The 13831-nt window shown below is 30.1% G+C and carries 11 protein-coding genes; 9 read left to right on the top strand and 2 right to left on the bottom strand.

Annotation, left to right across the window (positions count from 1 at the left end; translation table 11 throughout):
* Positions 1-31: 31 nt before the first annotated feature.
* From L3B96_RS24080 to L3B96_RS24065, 4 genes are all read left to right on the top strand, one after another.
* Positions 32-1093 carry an ABC transporter substrate-binding protein gene (locus L3B96_RS24080; RefSeq protein WP_012058172.1) on the top strand — a complete coding sequence of 354 codons (1062 nt, stop codon included), beginning with the start codon at positions 32-34 and terminating at the stop codon, positions 1091-1093.
* 239 nt (positions 1094-1332) lie between these two features.
* The gene (hydA, locus tag L3B96_RS24075; RefSeq protein ID WP_238948778.1) at positions 1333-2700 is read left to right on the top strand and encodes a dihydropyrimidinase; all 1368 of its coding nucleotides are present in this window, start codon (positions 1333-1335) and stop codon (positions 2698-2700) included.
* Positions 2701-2843: 143 nt separating this feature from the next.
* Positions 2844-4343 carry an NAD-dependent dihydropyrimidine dehydrogenase subunit PreA gene (preA, locus tag L3B96_RS24070; RefSeq protein ID WP_238948777.1) on the top strand — a complete coding sequence of 500 codons (1500 nt, stop codon included), beginning with the start codon at positions 2844-2846 and terminating at the stop codon, positions 4341-4343.
* Between the two features lie 32 nt (positions 4344-4375).
* On the top strand, positions 4376-5596 hold the full coding sequence (locus L3B96_RS24065) for a Zn-dependent hydrolase (protein WP_017209570.1): 1221 nt from the start codon (positions 4376-4378) through the stop codon (positions 5594-5596).
* A gap of 109 nt (positions 5597-5705) precedes the next feature.
* Here L3B96_RS24065 and L3B96_RS24060 read toward each other — a convergent pair whose 3' ends face one another.
* Complete coding sequence (locus L3B96_RS24060; protein WP_012058176.1) at positions 5706-6140, bottom strand: CBS domain-containing protein; 435 nt, start codon at positions 6138-6140, stop codon at positions 5706-5708.
* Positions 6141-6420: 280 nt separating this feature from the next.
* Here L3B96_RS24060 and L3B96_RS24055 point away from each other — a divergent pair, with 280 nt between their 5' ends.
* Positions 6421-7377 carry an NAD(P)-dependent oxidoreductase gene (locus tag L3B96_RS24055; RefSeq protein WP_238948776.1) on the top strand — a complete coding sequence of 319 codons (957 nt, stop codon included), beginning with the start codon at positions 6421-6423 and terminating at the stop codon, positions 7375-7377.
* Between the two features lie 156 nt (positions 7378-7533).
* Here L3B96_RS24055 and L3B96_RS24050 read toward each other — a convergent pair whose 3' ends face one another.
* Positions 7534-8358 carry an MBL fold metallo-hydrolase gene (locus L3B96_RS24050; protein ID WP_238948775.1) on the bottom strand — a complete coding sequence of 275 codons (825 nt, stop codon included), beginning with the start codon at positions 8356-8358 and terminating at the stop codon, positions 7534-7536.
* A 154-nt stretch (positions 8359-8512) separates the two neighbouring features.
* Here L3B96_RS24050 and L3B96_RS24045 point away from each other — a divergent pair, with 154 nt between their 5' ends.
* The 4 genes from L3B96_RS24045 (at position 8513) to L3B96_RS24030 (ending at position 13150) form a co-directional block, all read left to right on the top strand.
* Complete coding sequence (locus L3B96_RS24045) at positions 8513-9076, top strand: GNAT family N-acetyltransferase (protein ID WP_238948774.1); 564 nt, start codon at positions 8513-8515, stop codon at positions 9074-9076.
* A 492-nt stretch (positions 9077-9568) separates the two neighbouring features.
* Complete coding sequence (locus L3B96_RS24040) at positions 9569-10216, top strand: Fe-only nitrogenase accessory AnfO family protein (RefSeq protein WP_238948773.1); 648 nt, start codon at positions 9569-9571, stop codon at positions 10214-10216.
* Between the two features lie 44 nt (positions 10217-10260).
* Positions 10261-11826, top strand: a complete 1566-nt coding sequence (locus L3B96_RS24035) for a hypothetical protein (protein ID WP_238948772.1) — start codon at positions 10261-10263, stop codon at positions 11824-11826.
* A gap of 220 nt (positions 11827-12046) precedes the next feature.
* Entirely contained in the window at positions 12047-13150 is a 1104-nt protein-coding gene (locus tag L3B96_RS24030) for a PrsW family glutamic-type intramembrane protease (protein WP_238948771.1), read from the top strand.
* Positions 13151-13831 lie beyond the last annotated feature (681 nt).

Genomic DNA, 13831 nt, shown 5'->3' with positions numbered 1-13831 from the left:
ATAATATTTATTTAATAAGGAGGAATTTATTATGAAAAAGAAGTTATTAGCTTTAGGGTTAGCTGTATTAATGATGGGGACGATGCTTATAGGATGTGGATCAAAAACATCAGAAACAACAGCGAAAGATGCAACTAAATCAGAGGATACTACAAAGAAGGATGGGGAGTTAGAAAAAGTAACACTTCAATTAAAATGGCTTCCGCAATCACAATTTATGGGATATTACGTAGCAGCAGCAAAAGGGTACTATAAAGATGAAGGAATAGATATTCAAATTCTTCCAGGAGGAAGTGACATTATTCCAGAACAAAATGTTTATAATGGTGTAGCCAATATAGGGGTAACTTGGGTTTCAAGTTTAATGACTTACCAAGCTCAAGGGTATGATTTACAAGAAATCGCTCAAGTATTTCAAAAATCAGGTATGTTATTAGTATCCAAAAAAGAAAAAGGTATTAATTCGCCAAAAGATTTAGCTGGTAAGAAAGTAGGTAACTGGTTTGGTGGCAATGAATATGAACTTCTTGCACTACTTTCAAAATACAATTTAGATAAAGAAAAAGACCTAAAACTTGTACAACAAGACTTTACAATGGATCAATTAAAAGAAGGATCAGTTGATGCAGCATCAGCAATGACTTATAACGAATTTGGTTTATTACTTGAAGGCGGCATGAAGAAAGAGGATTTAAATGTAATTGATATGAACAATGAAAGTGTTGCAATGATGGAAGATTGTTTATTTGTAAACTCTGAATGGGCAGGTAAGAATAAAGATTTATTAGTTCGTTTCTTAAAGGCATCTATAAAGGGGTGGAAAGATGCAGTCCAAGATCCAGAAGCAGCAGGAAAAACAGTTTATGATGTAGATAAATCAGTTTCATTAGATCACCAAGTTTATATGGCGAAAGAAGTTGCTAAACTTGTAGCACCTCAAGGATTTGATACTTCAAAAATTGGACAAATAGATATGAATGCAATTAAGCAAACAGGGGATTTCTTAAAACTTTATAATAAAGATTTAGCTAAAACTCCAGTGGTAGACGATACAACATTCACTTCAAAGTATTGGGAAGAAGCAACAAAATAATATGATAAAAATTGATTCATGTGTGGTTAAATCCACACAGAATCATCTTAAAATTTATATAACAAAAATTTTATTTAAGAAAGTAATTTATCACAAAATAAATAATTTGTTAAAAATCCAAATACATTAATAGGCTTAAGTCAAAAGTACAACAAAAAGCAGAAGTATGAAAGAGAAAATTATTAACTAAATTAGTTATTTAGATATTAAGGATATATATAAATGGGAGGAGAATACTTATGGATTTAATTATTAAGAATGGAACTATTGTAACACCATTAGAATCTTATGCAGCTGACCTTGCTGTAAAAGATGGAAAGATTGTAGCGATTGGAACAGGTTTTTCAGAAGAAGGTGCAAGTGTTGTAGATGCTAAAGGTAAGTTAATATTACCAGGGGCCATAGACGCACATACTCATTTAGCTATGCCGTTTGGAGGGACTGTTTCAGCTGATAGCTATCTTGCCGGAACACGGGCAGCTGCTTGCGGAGGTGTTACAACAGTATTTGATTATCCAATGCAAAGAAAAGGCAACGGAATAATTGAAACTATTGAAACCAGAAAAGAAATGTGTGATCCAGAGGCGTGCGTAGATTATGCATTTCATTGTATCATAACTGATTTAAATGAAGGAACTATCTTAGATGAATTTGAAGATGCAGTTGAATATGGAGTACCTAGTTTTAAATGTTTCTTAGTTTATAAAAAAGAAGGCATGATGGTGGATGATGCGACTTTAGTGAAAATACTATTGAAGGCTAAAGAAACTGGGGCGATGACAAACATCCATGCTGAAAATCCCGATTTGATTGATTTAAATATTGAAAACTTCTTAAAAGAAGGAAAAACTTCAGCATGGTATCACTACTTAAGCAGACCAGAATTTGTTGAAGCTGAGGCAGATAAAAGGGCAGTGCATTTAGCTAAATCCATAGGAGCCCCACTATATTTAGTTCATATGGCAGACAAGGAAGGATTAGAAACTGCTATTGAAGCCAAAAGAGAAGGTCATGATATATATGTTGAAACATGCCCACAATATTTGGAATTTACGTGCGATGTTTATAAAAGAGAAGATGGCAGAAATTTTGTATGTTCACCACCAATGAAAGGGCAAGAAAGTCAAGATGCACTTTGGAAAGCTATTAAATCAGGAGATATTGATACTGTAGCTACAGATCACTGCCCATTCCAAAGCTATGAAAAGGACTGGGGGAAAGATGATTTTACGAAGATTCCAAATGGGTGTGCAGGTGTAGAAAATTTATATCCATATATGCTTTCAGCAGCAAATGAAGGAAAAATAACTTTTAATAGAGCGGTAGAATTATGTTCATTTAATCCAGCTAAAATATTTGGATGTACAGAAAAAGGTTCTCTAACAGTTGGAAAAGATGCAGACATTGTAATTTATGATCCAAATAAAGACTTCACAATTTCGGTAGAGAATATGCATTCAGATTATGATCATACAATTTGGGAAGGAAAAACTCTTCATGGATATCCAGTTCAAACCTATGTGCGTGGGAATTTAGTTTATGATAATGGTGAATTCGTTGGAAAAGCAGGATTTGGACAATTTGTGAAACGAGTAGGAAGAAAGTAAATAGGAACTTGGCTTAGGTGATATTTAGTGCCTGGACTGTAGTTCAAGTTATCTAGGATTGTGATACTGTTATCTACAGATTAAGAATAATGATAGTTATAGTGGCTAAACATCAGATAAGCGATAATTTAGGAGGAATGGAAATGAGTAGTTTATTTTATAAAGATATTTCAACAAATGAATATGTGTCAGGGTGTTTGTTGTGTGATGAAGCACCTTGTCGCAAAGTTTGTCCCCACTCCCTTGAAGTGGATACTATTATCCGTTCTTTAAGGTTTGAAAATAAGGCTGGGGCAGTAAATAAACTGCCCAATCTACTTCCTTGTGACACATGTGAAGAAAAGCCATGTAAGAAGGCTTGCTTAAAAGGAAAAATTAATGAATCAGTACCAATTGACAAAGTTATGAAAGCAATATCAACTGAATCTAGAGTTAAAGAAAATGAAGTTGATTTAGCAATAGACTTCTGTGGGGTGAAGTGTGAAAATCCATTTTTCCTTTCATCATCAGTAGTTGGAAGCAATTATGAAATGGTAGCTAAAGCATTTGAAATGGGCTGGGCAGGTGTAGCATTTAAGACTATTGGTATGTTTGTACCAAAAGAAGTTTCACCGAGGTTTACTGCTTTAAGTAAAGAAAGTGTTCCATTTGTTGGCTTTAAAAATATAGAGCAGATTTCGGATCACACATTGGAAGAGAATATAGAATTTTTAAAAAGATTGAAAAAAGACTATCCAAGCAAAATTATTGTTGCATCAATCATGGGGCAAAACGAAGAAGAATGGACTAAATTGGCCAAGCTAATGACAGAGGCAGGAGCAGATATTATTGAATGTAATTTCTCATGCCCTCATATGACTAGTAAAGGCGTAGGTTCAGATGTTGGACAAAATCCAGATTTGGTAGCACTATATACTAAAGCCACTAGAAAGGGAACAAATTTACCTATACTTGCAAAGATGACACCTAATATTGGAAATATGGAAATACCAGCAATGGCTGCAATGGAGGCAGGAGCAACAGGTATTGCAGCAATTAATACAATTAAGAGTATTATGAATCTAAACTTAGAAAGCTTTGAATCAGAACCTAATGTTGAAGGTAAGACTAGTGTAGGAGGATACTCAGGAAAAGCAGTAAAACCAATTGCTTTACGCTTTATTCATGATATGAAAGCTCGTGAAGAACTAAAAGATGCGCCAATAAGTGGGATGGGCGGTATCGAAACATGGAAAGATGCAGCTGAATTTATGGCCTTAGGATGTGAAAATTTGCAAATAACAACGTCTGTAATGCAATATGGCTATAGAATTATCGATGATTTAATTAATGGGATGAAATTGTACTTAAGTTCACAAGGATATAAAAATATATCTGAAATTGTTGGTAGTGCTTTACCTAATATTGTGCCAACAGATAAACTTGATAGAGACAGTATTTGTTATCCAAGGTTTGATAGGCAAAAGTGCATAGGATGTGGACGATGTTACTTATCATGTTATGATGGTGGGCATCAAGCAATTAAGGTGGACATAAATACAAGAATGCCAATCTTGTTAGTAGATAAATGTGTAGGCTGTCAATTATGCAGTACTGTATGTCCTGTAAGAGCAGTAGAACCAGGAAAGAGAGTGAAAAAATAATTACTATACTAAATTTAAAGGGGGATATTCATATGTTAACTTGTAATAAAGAAAGGCTTCAAGACAAAATCACAACATTTAGTAAATTCGGAGATACAGGTAAAGGAGGAATCACAAGGTTGTCTTTATCACCTGCTGCTTTAGAAGCAAGAGAAGAATTTTGCAAAAGATGTAAAGCACTTGGTATGGAAATAAAAACCGACGATATGGCGAACATATACGCAACCATTCCTGGAGAGGAAAAGTTACCTGCTATTATGATGGGATCTCATGCTGATTCAGTTAAACAAGGTGGTAATTATGATGGTATTTTGGGAGTTCTTACTGGATTAGAAGTTGCAGAAACTATAGTAACTGAAAAAATAGCTCATAAACATCCAATCACAGTTGTTATATGGACTAATGAAGAAGGAGCACGCTTTGAACCAGCAATGATGTCATCAGGTGTTATTACAGGAAAATTTGATAAAGATGTTATGTTAGCATCTAAGGATACTGAAGGAGTTACATTTAAGGAAGCATTAGAAGCTAGTGGATATATGGGAAAAATAGAAAATCGAATGAATCCAGAAAAATACAGGGCACTAGTTGAATTACATGTTGAACAAGGACCTGTTTTAGAAGATGAAAAAATTGATATAGGGGTAGTTGAAGGTGTTTGTGGAATGATAAATTATGAATTTACATTTAAAGGTCAAGCAGATCATGCTGGAACAACTCCAATGAAATATAGAAAAGATGCTCTATATGCGGCTGTAAAAACTATTCAATATCTTCATGATGAACTAGACAAGCTTGATAGTAAGCTAGTATATACAACAGGAAAGATTTCAGCCCATCCAAATATCCATACAGTAATTCCTGATTATGTTAAATTCACTTTGGATGCAAGGCATCAAGATCCAGAAGTAATTAATCAAGTTCTTGAAATAATTAAGGCTATTCCTAAAGTTGTTGAAAAATGTGAAACAAGTTATGAAAAAGCTTGGTCAAGAAATACAGTTCATTTTTATTCTGACTTTGTAGATTATGTTGAAAAAAATGCAAAAGAATTTGGATATTCAACAAAAAGAATGTATAGTGGTCCGGGACATGATGCACAATTTATTACAGATATCATTCCAACTACAATGATCTTTGTTCCAAGTGAAAAGGGGCACAGTCATTGCGAAAAAGAATTTACACCACTTGAAAACTGTTTAAAGGGTGCAAATGTTTTGTTGAAGACAATATTAGATATTGATAATAATTAATTTTTATAACATTAAATAAAAACAATTTCATGGCATAAACATCATGAAATTGTTTTTATATTTACAATTAAAAAAAGTATAATTGTACTATTTTTTACTGATATAACATTTATATATGATTGTTTGTTCCAGGTTCTGAAATATTTTTAAGAGCAACCTCAGCATTATCCTGTAGATTTGGTTCTTGTGAAATATCACCAAGAGAAACGATACCGATAACACTGTTATTTTCTACAATAGGTAATCTTCTTATTTGATGTCTGCTCATTAGTCTTACTGCATCATGAACATCCATATCAGGACTTCCTGTAACAGGATTTGAAGTCATATAATCACATATCTTTTGTTGGTCTGCACTTGCACCTGATGCTACGCAATCCAAAGCAATATCTCTATCTGTAATCATTCCAACTAATTTGTTTGAGTTATCACAAACAGGTATTGCGCCCACGTCAAATTGTCTCATCATTTGAGCAGCTCTTTCAATAGAATCTTCTGAATTTAAACTCACTATATCTTTTGACATTACATCTTTTATTTGCATAATGATCACCTCCAAAAATATATTTCCCTATGAATATGTTTTTTATTATTAAAAGTTCTTAGCTAATAAAAATTTAGAATGAATAGATTTATCGAAATATTTATGTTAATTCTTGAAATAAAAAACGCAGAAAAAACATCTATTTTTTAAGAGAGATGAAATATTATTAAATTTTAATTAATAGGATAAAGTTAACATTTAAAATGTTATAATATTGTAGAGTAATATTACTTAATACTTTCACGCTATAAAAAGTGAAAAAGAGAAGTAGGAGGATAAAATGAATAAAATTGTGTTTCTTAATGCAAGCAGAATAAACTTTGATGGACAACTTGATTTTTCATCGCTAGATAATTTAGGTAAAGTGACTAAATATGAAGATAGCAGCAATGATAAAATCTTAGAACGGGTAAAAGAACAAAATATTGTAATTACAAAGGAACTTACAATTAACAAGGAGTTAATAGAAAAGTTTCCATCCAGTGTTAAATTAATTTGTGAGGCTGGTACTGGATATAATAATATTGACATTATAGCAGCAAGAGAAAAAGGTATATCTGTATGCAATGTACCAGGATACAGCAGCGAAGCGGTTGCACAACTAGTAATTACATTTATTCTAAATTTAAGTTCATCATTAGCGCAACAGCAAAGAATGATTGAAAATAAAAATTACAGTAATTTTACTAAATATCTTCAGGTTCCTCATATAGAAATACAAAATAAAACACTTGGAATTATAGGCGCTGGATCTATAGGAATACAAGTCATAAATGTGGCTAAAGCATTGGGGATGAAAATACTTGTATACAGTAGAAGCTATAAAGATTTAGGAGATTCAAATATCAAATTTGTCAGTCTTGAAGAACTTTTAAAAGAAAGTGATTTTGTTACAATACATTGTCCACTTACAACAGAAACAAGGTATCTTATTGATAAGTCTAGATTAGATCTTATGAAACCGTCATCATTTATTATAAATACATCTAGAGGAGCCATTATAAAGGAAACTGATTTAATTGAAGCTTTGAATAATAAAAAGATTGCAGGTGCAGCACTTGACGTTCAAGATCCAGAACCTCCAGAATTAAATAATCCACTTTTTAACATGGAAAATGTCATTCTTACTCCACATATAGGTTGGAAATGTTTTGAGTCTAGGCAAAGGCTTATAAATTTATTAGCAAATAATATAGAAGCTTTTATTAAGAACGAACCTGTTAATATTATTGTTTAAGATTAAGTATGAAGTAATAAGGATATTTTTGAATTTACAATAGATTCACTAGGTTTTATATGACAAAAAATTATATCCCAGCAATTAATTAATAATAATTGTTGGGATATATACTAATTGTTTATCGCTATTTAGAAAATTAGTGAGGCTATTTGCTCATCTATTTGCTTTACTTATTTTAACCATCTCACCATGGTCTCCAATCCAGCATTTAATTCCAGGATATTTTGCATTAAGATAATCATAGAACAATATAGGATTTTCGCTATTATCATCAAACATTTCATAGTGCCCTGGAACGACCCAATTCGGCCTAATAGTTCCAGCTAAATCAACTGCTTCTTGATAAGTTATATTTCCTATTAAATTTTCCCTATATCTTTTAGCATCTCGCCCATTGATAGGAAGAAACATAATGTCAAAGTTATCCCACTGCCTTAATTTTGAGAAGATACCATCATACATACAGGTATCACCAGAATGGTATACAGTACATCCATTTCCCTCAATTATATAACCTAAGTATGGATAATGCCCAGACGAATCTTGATCTAAGAACTCATGAGCTGAAGGAATTGCGGATATTTTTAAATCTTTTTCTGAAAAGGATAATCCATCATCCAGACCTATAAATCTATTTTTAGGTATTTTTAAGTCATCTGAAAGCTCAGTGATAAGAAGCTTTGGAACTACAAATTTTGCGCTGGGCGAACTAATAGATAATTGGTGCCATACATCTCGATCAATATGGTCAGAATGATCATGAGTGCCAATTATAAAATCTGCATTTACAATTTCCTCTGGCTTTAATAGTGGAGGAATATTTCTATTAGGCCAATCAGATAGAAATGCATCTAAATAGATAGTAGTTTCAGCTATCTTAATAGCATATCCCAACTGTCCAAGCCACCAGAACGCAACATCTCCCTTTTCTAAAATACATTCATCAATATCTTTTATCAATTCAATTCCAGTTTTCATAATAACACCATCCTTTTTGAAATAATTATATATTACCACAAGTGGTTCATATTGTAATTATTTTTTTGAATAGTAAGAATTTGAGAATAGAAAAAATATGTTATAATTAGAGAAATAGTTTTGAGAAAATAAGATAATGATAGGATGAACGAAAATGAATCTAAAAGAACTAAATAATGAAGATATTGAAATTATCTATAATGAACATATGATAAAAGATTTTCCGTATGGGGAATTAAAGCCTCTTGATGTAATACAGAAACTTAATAAAAGAAAAAATTACATATGTATAGGTTTGTATAATAATAATGAACTTCTAGCATACGCACTTTTAGCTTCATCAAAATCATATTTGTTAATTGATTACTATGCGGTATGTAAAGAACATAGAGATGAAGGAATTGGAAGTGAATTTTTAAATATACTACAGGAGCATTTTAGAAATTATGATGGAATTATAGTAGAAGTAGAGAGAGTAGAATGCGGACCTAATGAAAGCGAGAAAATTATTAGGAAAAGAAGAATTGACTTTTATAAAAGAAACGGGATGAGAATGACAGATATTTATTGTAAATTATTTGATATAGATTATTGCATTATGTGTTTATGTAATGTAGATCTTGATGATTTGGCAATTTATTCAGGATTAAAGGATATATATAAAGAAATAATTCCAGGAAGCTTATATTCAAGATATGTTGAATTGAGTTATGTATAGTTTAAATCCTTAAAATATAAAAGGTCTATTTTTACTAGATTAAATAATAGCAAAGGCTTATTGAAAAATGTAATTTTAAAATATATAATAATGTTATTAAATAGCTATCTAAATCAAAGCTGTAAAAAATAAAGATAAATTAATTCTTTCAAAATGGCTATGAAGTCTAATTTTTATACTAAAAAAGTATATGAATTAGGCTTTTTTTATTCCTTGAGAAAATTATATTCCAATAAAATTTGTGGATAATTTAAAAAAAGTTGATTGATTAGTTCTTGTATTTTAAAAAGAATAAAAAAGAAATCTTATTCGCCTGCCAAATTTTTCTCACATGCGTTCGAAAAGGCAGATGCGTGAAAAAATCTCAGGCTCCACAGTCGCCTGCGATTTTGTTCTTTCTGTTAATTAAAAAGATCAAATTCTTTTGTAACTAAAAATAAAATTTATTACAAAAGAATTTACAGAAATCAAGTTATAAATATGGAGGTATTTATGGTTAATGAAATAGCAGTTTGTGTAAATGATTTTGGAGAGGTTACTGAATATGAGAAAACCAAATTTATTAAGGTTTTTTCAAAGCATGGAAATGAATGGAGAGTGGTTAAAGAATTAGTATTTGAATTTTGTTATACAAAGGATAGTAAAGAAATTTATTTAGAAGTTTTAAATATTGCGCAGGAACTAGGAAAATGCAAAGTTTTCGTTGCTAAGAATTTTTCGGATTTAGTGCATACTACATTAGATAAAATGGGATTGAGTTTGTGGAATATGGATGGAAATCCAATATGTTTTTTGGAGTATATATTAGAACAGGAAAAAGAGGAGGAGAAAGTAAGTAAATTTATAAATCATTCAGATATAAGTAATAATAGGCAATTTATTATCTCATTAGGTAATGGGGAATGTGGGCGTTATATATTAAATCTTAAGAATTTGCAGAAGGATAATATAGGTATTACGTCTAAGCAAGCTTTGAAGCCATTTCTAAATAAAAGAAATTTTAATGAACTAATAATAGCCTGCAGTCATATTCCAAATTGGTTAGAGGAAGATTTAACAAAATTGAATCTTAATTTTCAGTTTTCAAAGATTGGAGAAAGTGATTATATTGTGGTAATAAATAATTATGATGGGTATTAGGATTTAGATTCTAGATTCAGTATTAAATGCAGGGGGAAAAAATAGTGGATATTGAAGTACGTAATAATAGAAAGATAAATGTAAATTCTTTTTCAAAAATTATTTCTGAACATTTAAATATTGATAGTAACATTATAAGAAATTATATATTTGCTAATATAAGTATAAGTCTAACGAGAAGCAAAGAAATGAGAAAAGATATTGATAAAATATATTATGAGGATAGATTGAAATATTATAATGCGGCTATAAATGACACTTGTATAAACTATACTACTATAAAGCAAGCAAATATTGAACAAGAAATATATTCACGTAGGATTGTTGGGGTACTTATAGAAGGGGAAACGGATAGTACAGTAAGAAGCAAAATTATTAAAGTTCTTAGAAAGCATTATCCAATTATATATAATGCTGTAAAAAAGCATGATAAGAAAATATTGAAAAATAGGTACATGAAAATGGATTTAATAACTAGAAATATAGAAGCAAAATTTGATGCGGCAGTATATCTATATTTTGCTATTTATATTTCACCAGAAATAGTAGATCAAGGGTTCGTAATTTCTATTCTAAACGATATTGAGGAGTTTGAATCTAAAAATTTTATAAATCGAAATATTGAAATGGAGATTGAAAATTATAAGAATAAAATAAAGGAAGTTAAGTTGCTAATAAAGCAAAAGTTTGGGAAGATATATAATTTTAAAGATATCTTGAGACATAATAATGAAGGTGTTAGAAAGTTAGGAGAAATTTTAGAGGATTTGTTTATAATGAATGGGATTAATATAGAGAGTATGTTTGAAGACTCGCAATTTATTTGTATTGAGAAAATTATACTGCCTTATGTGAGGATAGTAAAAAATGAAGACTCAGACATAATTTTATTTTCTATTATTAGTGGAATATTTATGCAATCACTTATTAATGAGTATAAGAAGGCAAGAAACTTATATTTTAATAATATGGAGGAGTCAAGTAGCTATAAATTAAGCATATTAGAGGAGCAGATGATTGAAGTTAAAAAAGAAAACATTAGCTTAAAAAATAAACTTGATTATTTTAACAAGGAAAAGTTAATGTATGAAAAGAGATTGAAGTCTGAATTAAGCAAGCTAGATAGCATATATAAATTAGAAATAAAGAAGAAGGAAGATCAAATTAGAATTCTTGAGAACAAATTAAATGAAGAAAAGATTTTAAAATTGGATTTAGAATATTTAAAAGAATATGAGTTTAATTCTGATACTAATCACAGAATTTCGGATTCTAACAAAAGATTAGAGAAATATACTATCAGCAAAAAAATTATTATAATTGGCGGAGATAAGGAATGGAGAAGGCGATTCAGAATAAAATATCCAGAAATAAGAATGTTAAATGGTTTCAACGAAAACTTTGATATAAGAATTTTAAATACAGCTGATTACATATTTTTTTATACCCAATATATGAATCATTCGACGTTTCATAGAGCTATGGATTTTATTAAGCTTAATAAATGTAAATTTGGATATATAGGAAAGACGAATATAGATCTTGTAGAGGGAGAAATTATCGAAAAAATAGTTACATGCGAAGGAAATAATGAAGAGTATATATACTAGAAATAATTAAATTTCTATGTAACAAAGAATTTATGGGTGAGTTATAAATTAATTCATAAAAAATGAATTAATTAATTTATGATATTTAGCAAGTGTTAAAGGATGTAGAAATTATTTTTATACTTATTAGGGGATAGGTTGGGTATGTAATCAGAAAATTTGAATTACAAAAAAAATATTGGGAAAAATAATTAGAACCAGATTGAAGGAGGATAGATGTATGGAAAAAAACACTAAGGAATGTCCAAATTGCAAGAAAAAAACTGCCAATAATTCAAAGTCTTGTAGTTCATGCGGACTAAATCTTGATAGTGATGAAAATTATATAAGAGCTAAAGAAGAAACTAATAATGGAAATGATAGTTTTTTGAGCGAGTTAAACAAAATAGCGGGAGGAAGCGGGAAAGTAGAATTAAGATTGAGAGATCTAGTTGTTAATGTATTTAAAAAGCACACACCAGAAGAGAGAGAAAATACATTTATTTGCGGAACAGCAAAAACATCTCCTAAGGAAGGCGAGATATGTTCAAAGTGGCCTAAGCCTTGGCTGTTTTCAAGAGTTTTTTTTCTATTTGCAATAACTTTTGCTGGATTAGTAGCGCTGTTAAAAATTTTCGAGAATATATTAGCTTATCCAGGAATTATATTTATAGGTGCTTTGATAATTCCGTTTTCATTACTTATTTTCTTTTGGGAGGTAAATGCTCCAAGAAATATTAATATATTTGATGTAGTAAAAATATTCTTTTTTGGAGGTGTTTTTTCTTTGTTAATAACAATGATTCTAAGTAGAGTAGTGTATGTTAGAAATGTAGATTACATTGGATCAATAATGATAGGAATTATTGAAGAATCTGCTAAATTCATTGTTGTTGCGTATTTTTTAAGAGGAAGTAAGGAAAAATATATTTTAAATGGGCTTTTGCTAGGTGCAGCAGTGGGGGCAGGATTTGCAGTTTTTGAAACGGCTGGATATGCGTTTGCTTATGGATTTCAAATACCTACAATGATGAGGATAATATATACTAGAGGAATTTTAGCATTTGGAGGTCATATTGTCTGGGCAGCAATGTATGGAGCTGCTTTAGTTATGGTAAAGGAAGATAATAGGCTAAAATTTAAATATATAACAAATATAAAATTTCTTAAATATTTTATTATCGCTGTTGCGTTACATGCGGTTTGGGATATGCCAATAAGTAATACGAGTAATCTTCCAATAATACAAGGAATTCTTACAATAATTGCGTGGATTGTTATATTAATATTAATCAGTACAGGGTTAAAACAAATTTCAAGTTTAAGTTATAGTAATAGAATCTAATTCCATCAGATCATAGTTTATGGAAATAAAATTTCAATATACTAGCTTTTAAAGTTGCAAGCGATGTTGTTTATAAACTAAAATGTTATTTGTTATATAATTTATGAAGACGTCTTTCAGGATATAAAGTTTAGTATGGCTATTTCAATCATGTAACAACTGAGACTAGTGTATCAATATAGGTAAAAATTAGTATACTCAAGTATGATAGCGAAAAGTATAAATAATTTTATAAAATTGGGGAATAATTTAAAAAGTAAGTTAAATTAAAGATGTTAAGATAAAACACGTCACTAAGACATATAAGCAAAAACAACTCAAGTTTATAAGATACTTGAATTGTAAAATTATAAGTTTTGTGAAAAATGTTGACAATATTAAATAGCGATGGTATGATTTAATTCGTTGCTGAAGATTATAAAATTCAATAACTTAAAGCTAATAAAACATCTAAGAAAAAATGTTTGAAAAGTTTTAAAAAGGGTTGTTGACAAAGTCTGAAAGCGATGATATACTGACTAAGCTGTCAGAAACGACAGAAACTTGTAAGTCTTATAATAACAGGATTTAGAAGGAAAAATTGGTCTTTGAAAATTGAACAGAATAACATAAATACATTTAAGTAAACCAGCAATTTTTATTTGAGTAAGCTAAGATTAAACTTTTTATTGAGAGTTTGAT

Origin of the sequence: Clostridium sp. YIM B02569, from assembly GCF_022320765.1 — a bacterium.
Lineage (GTDB): Bacteria > Bacillota > Clostridia > Clostridiales > Clostridiaceae > Clostridium > Clostridium beijerinckii.
This window is presented reverse-complemented; position numbering and strand designations above follow the sequence as displayed.

Excerpts from the sequence above, each read along its gene's own strand:
- L3B96_RS24080 (WP_012058172.1), top strand. The coding sequence starts at position 32 with ATGAAAAAGAAGTTATTAGCTTTAGGGTTAGCTGTATTAATGATGGGG.
- hydA (WP_238948778.1), top strand. The coding sequence starts at position 1,333 with ATGGATTTAATTATTAAGAATGGAACTATTGTAACACCATTAGAATCT.
- preA (WP_238948777.1), top strand. The coding sequence starts at position 2,844 with ATGAGTAGTTTATTTTATAAAGATATTTCAACAAATGAATATGTGTCA.
- L3B96_RS24065 (WP_017209570.1), top strand. The coding sequence starts at position 4,376 with ATGTTAACTTGTAATAAAGAAAGGCTTCAAGACAAAATCACAACATTT.
- L3B96_RS24060 (WP_012058176.1), bottom strand. The coding sequence starts at position 6,140 with ATGCAAATAAAAGATGTAATGTCAAAAGATATAGTGAGTTTAAATTCA.
- L3B96_RS24055 (WP_238948776.1), top strand. The coding sequence starts at position 6,421 with ATGAATAAAATTGTGTTTCTTAATGCAAGCAGAATAAACTTTGATGGA.
- L3B96_RS24050 (WP_238948775.1), bottom strand. The coding sequence starts at position 8,358 with ATGAAAACTGGAATTGAATTGATAAAAGATATTGATGAATGTATTTTA.
- L3B96_RS24045 (WP_238948774.1), top strand. The coding sequence starts at position 8,513 with ATGAATCTAAAAGAACTAAATAATGAAGATATTGAAATTATCTATAAT.
- L3B96_RS24040 (WP_238948773.1), top strand. The coding sequence starts at position 9,569 with ATGGTTAATGAAATAGCAGTTTGTGTAAATGATTTTGGAGAGGTTACT.
- L3B96_RS24030 (WP_238948771.1), top strand. The coding sequence starts at position 12,047 with ATGGAAAAAAACACTAAGGAATGTCCAAATTGCAAGAAAAAAACTGCC.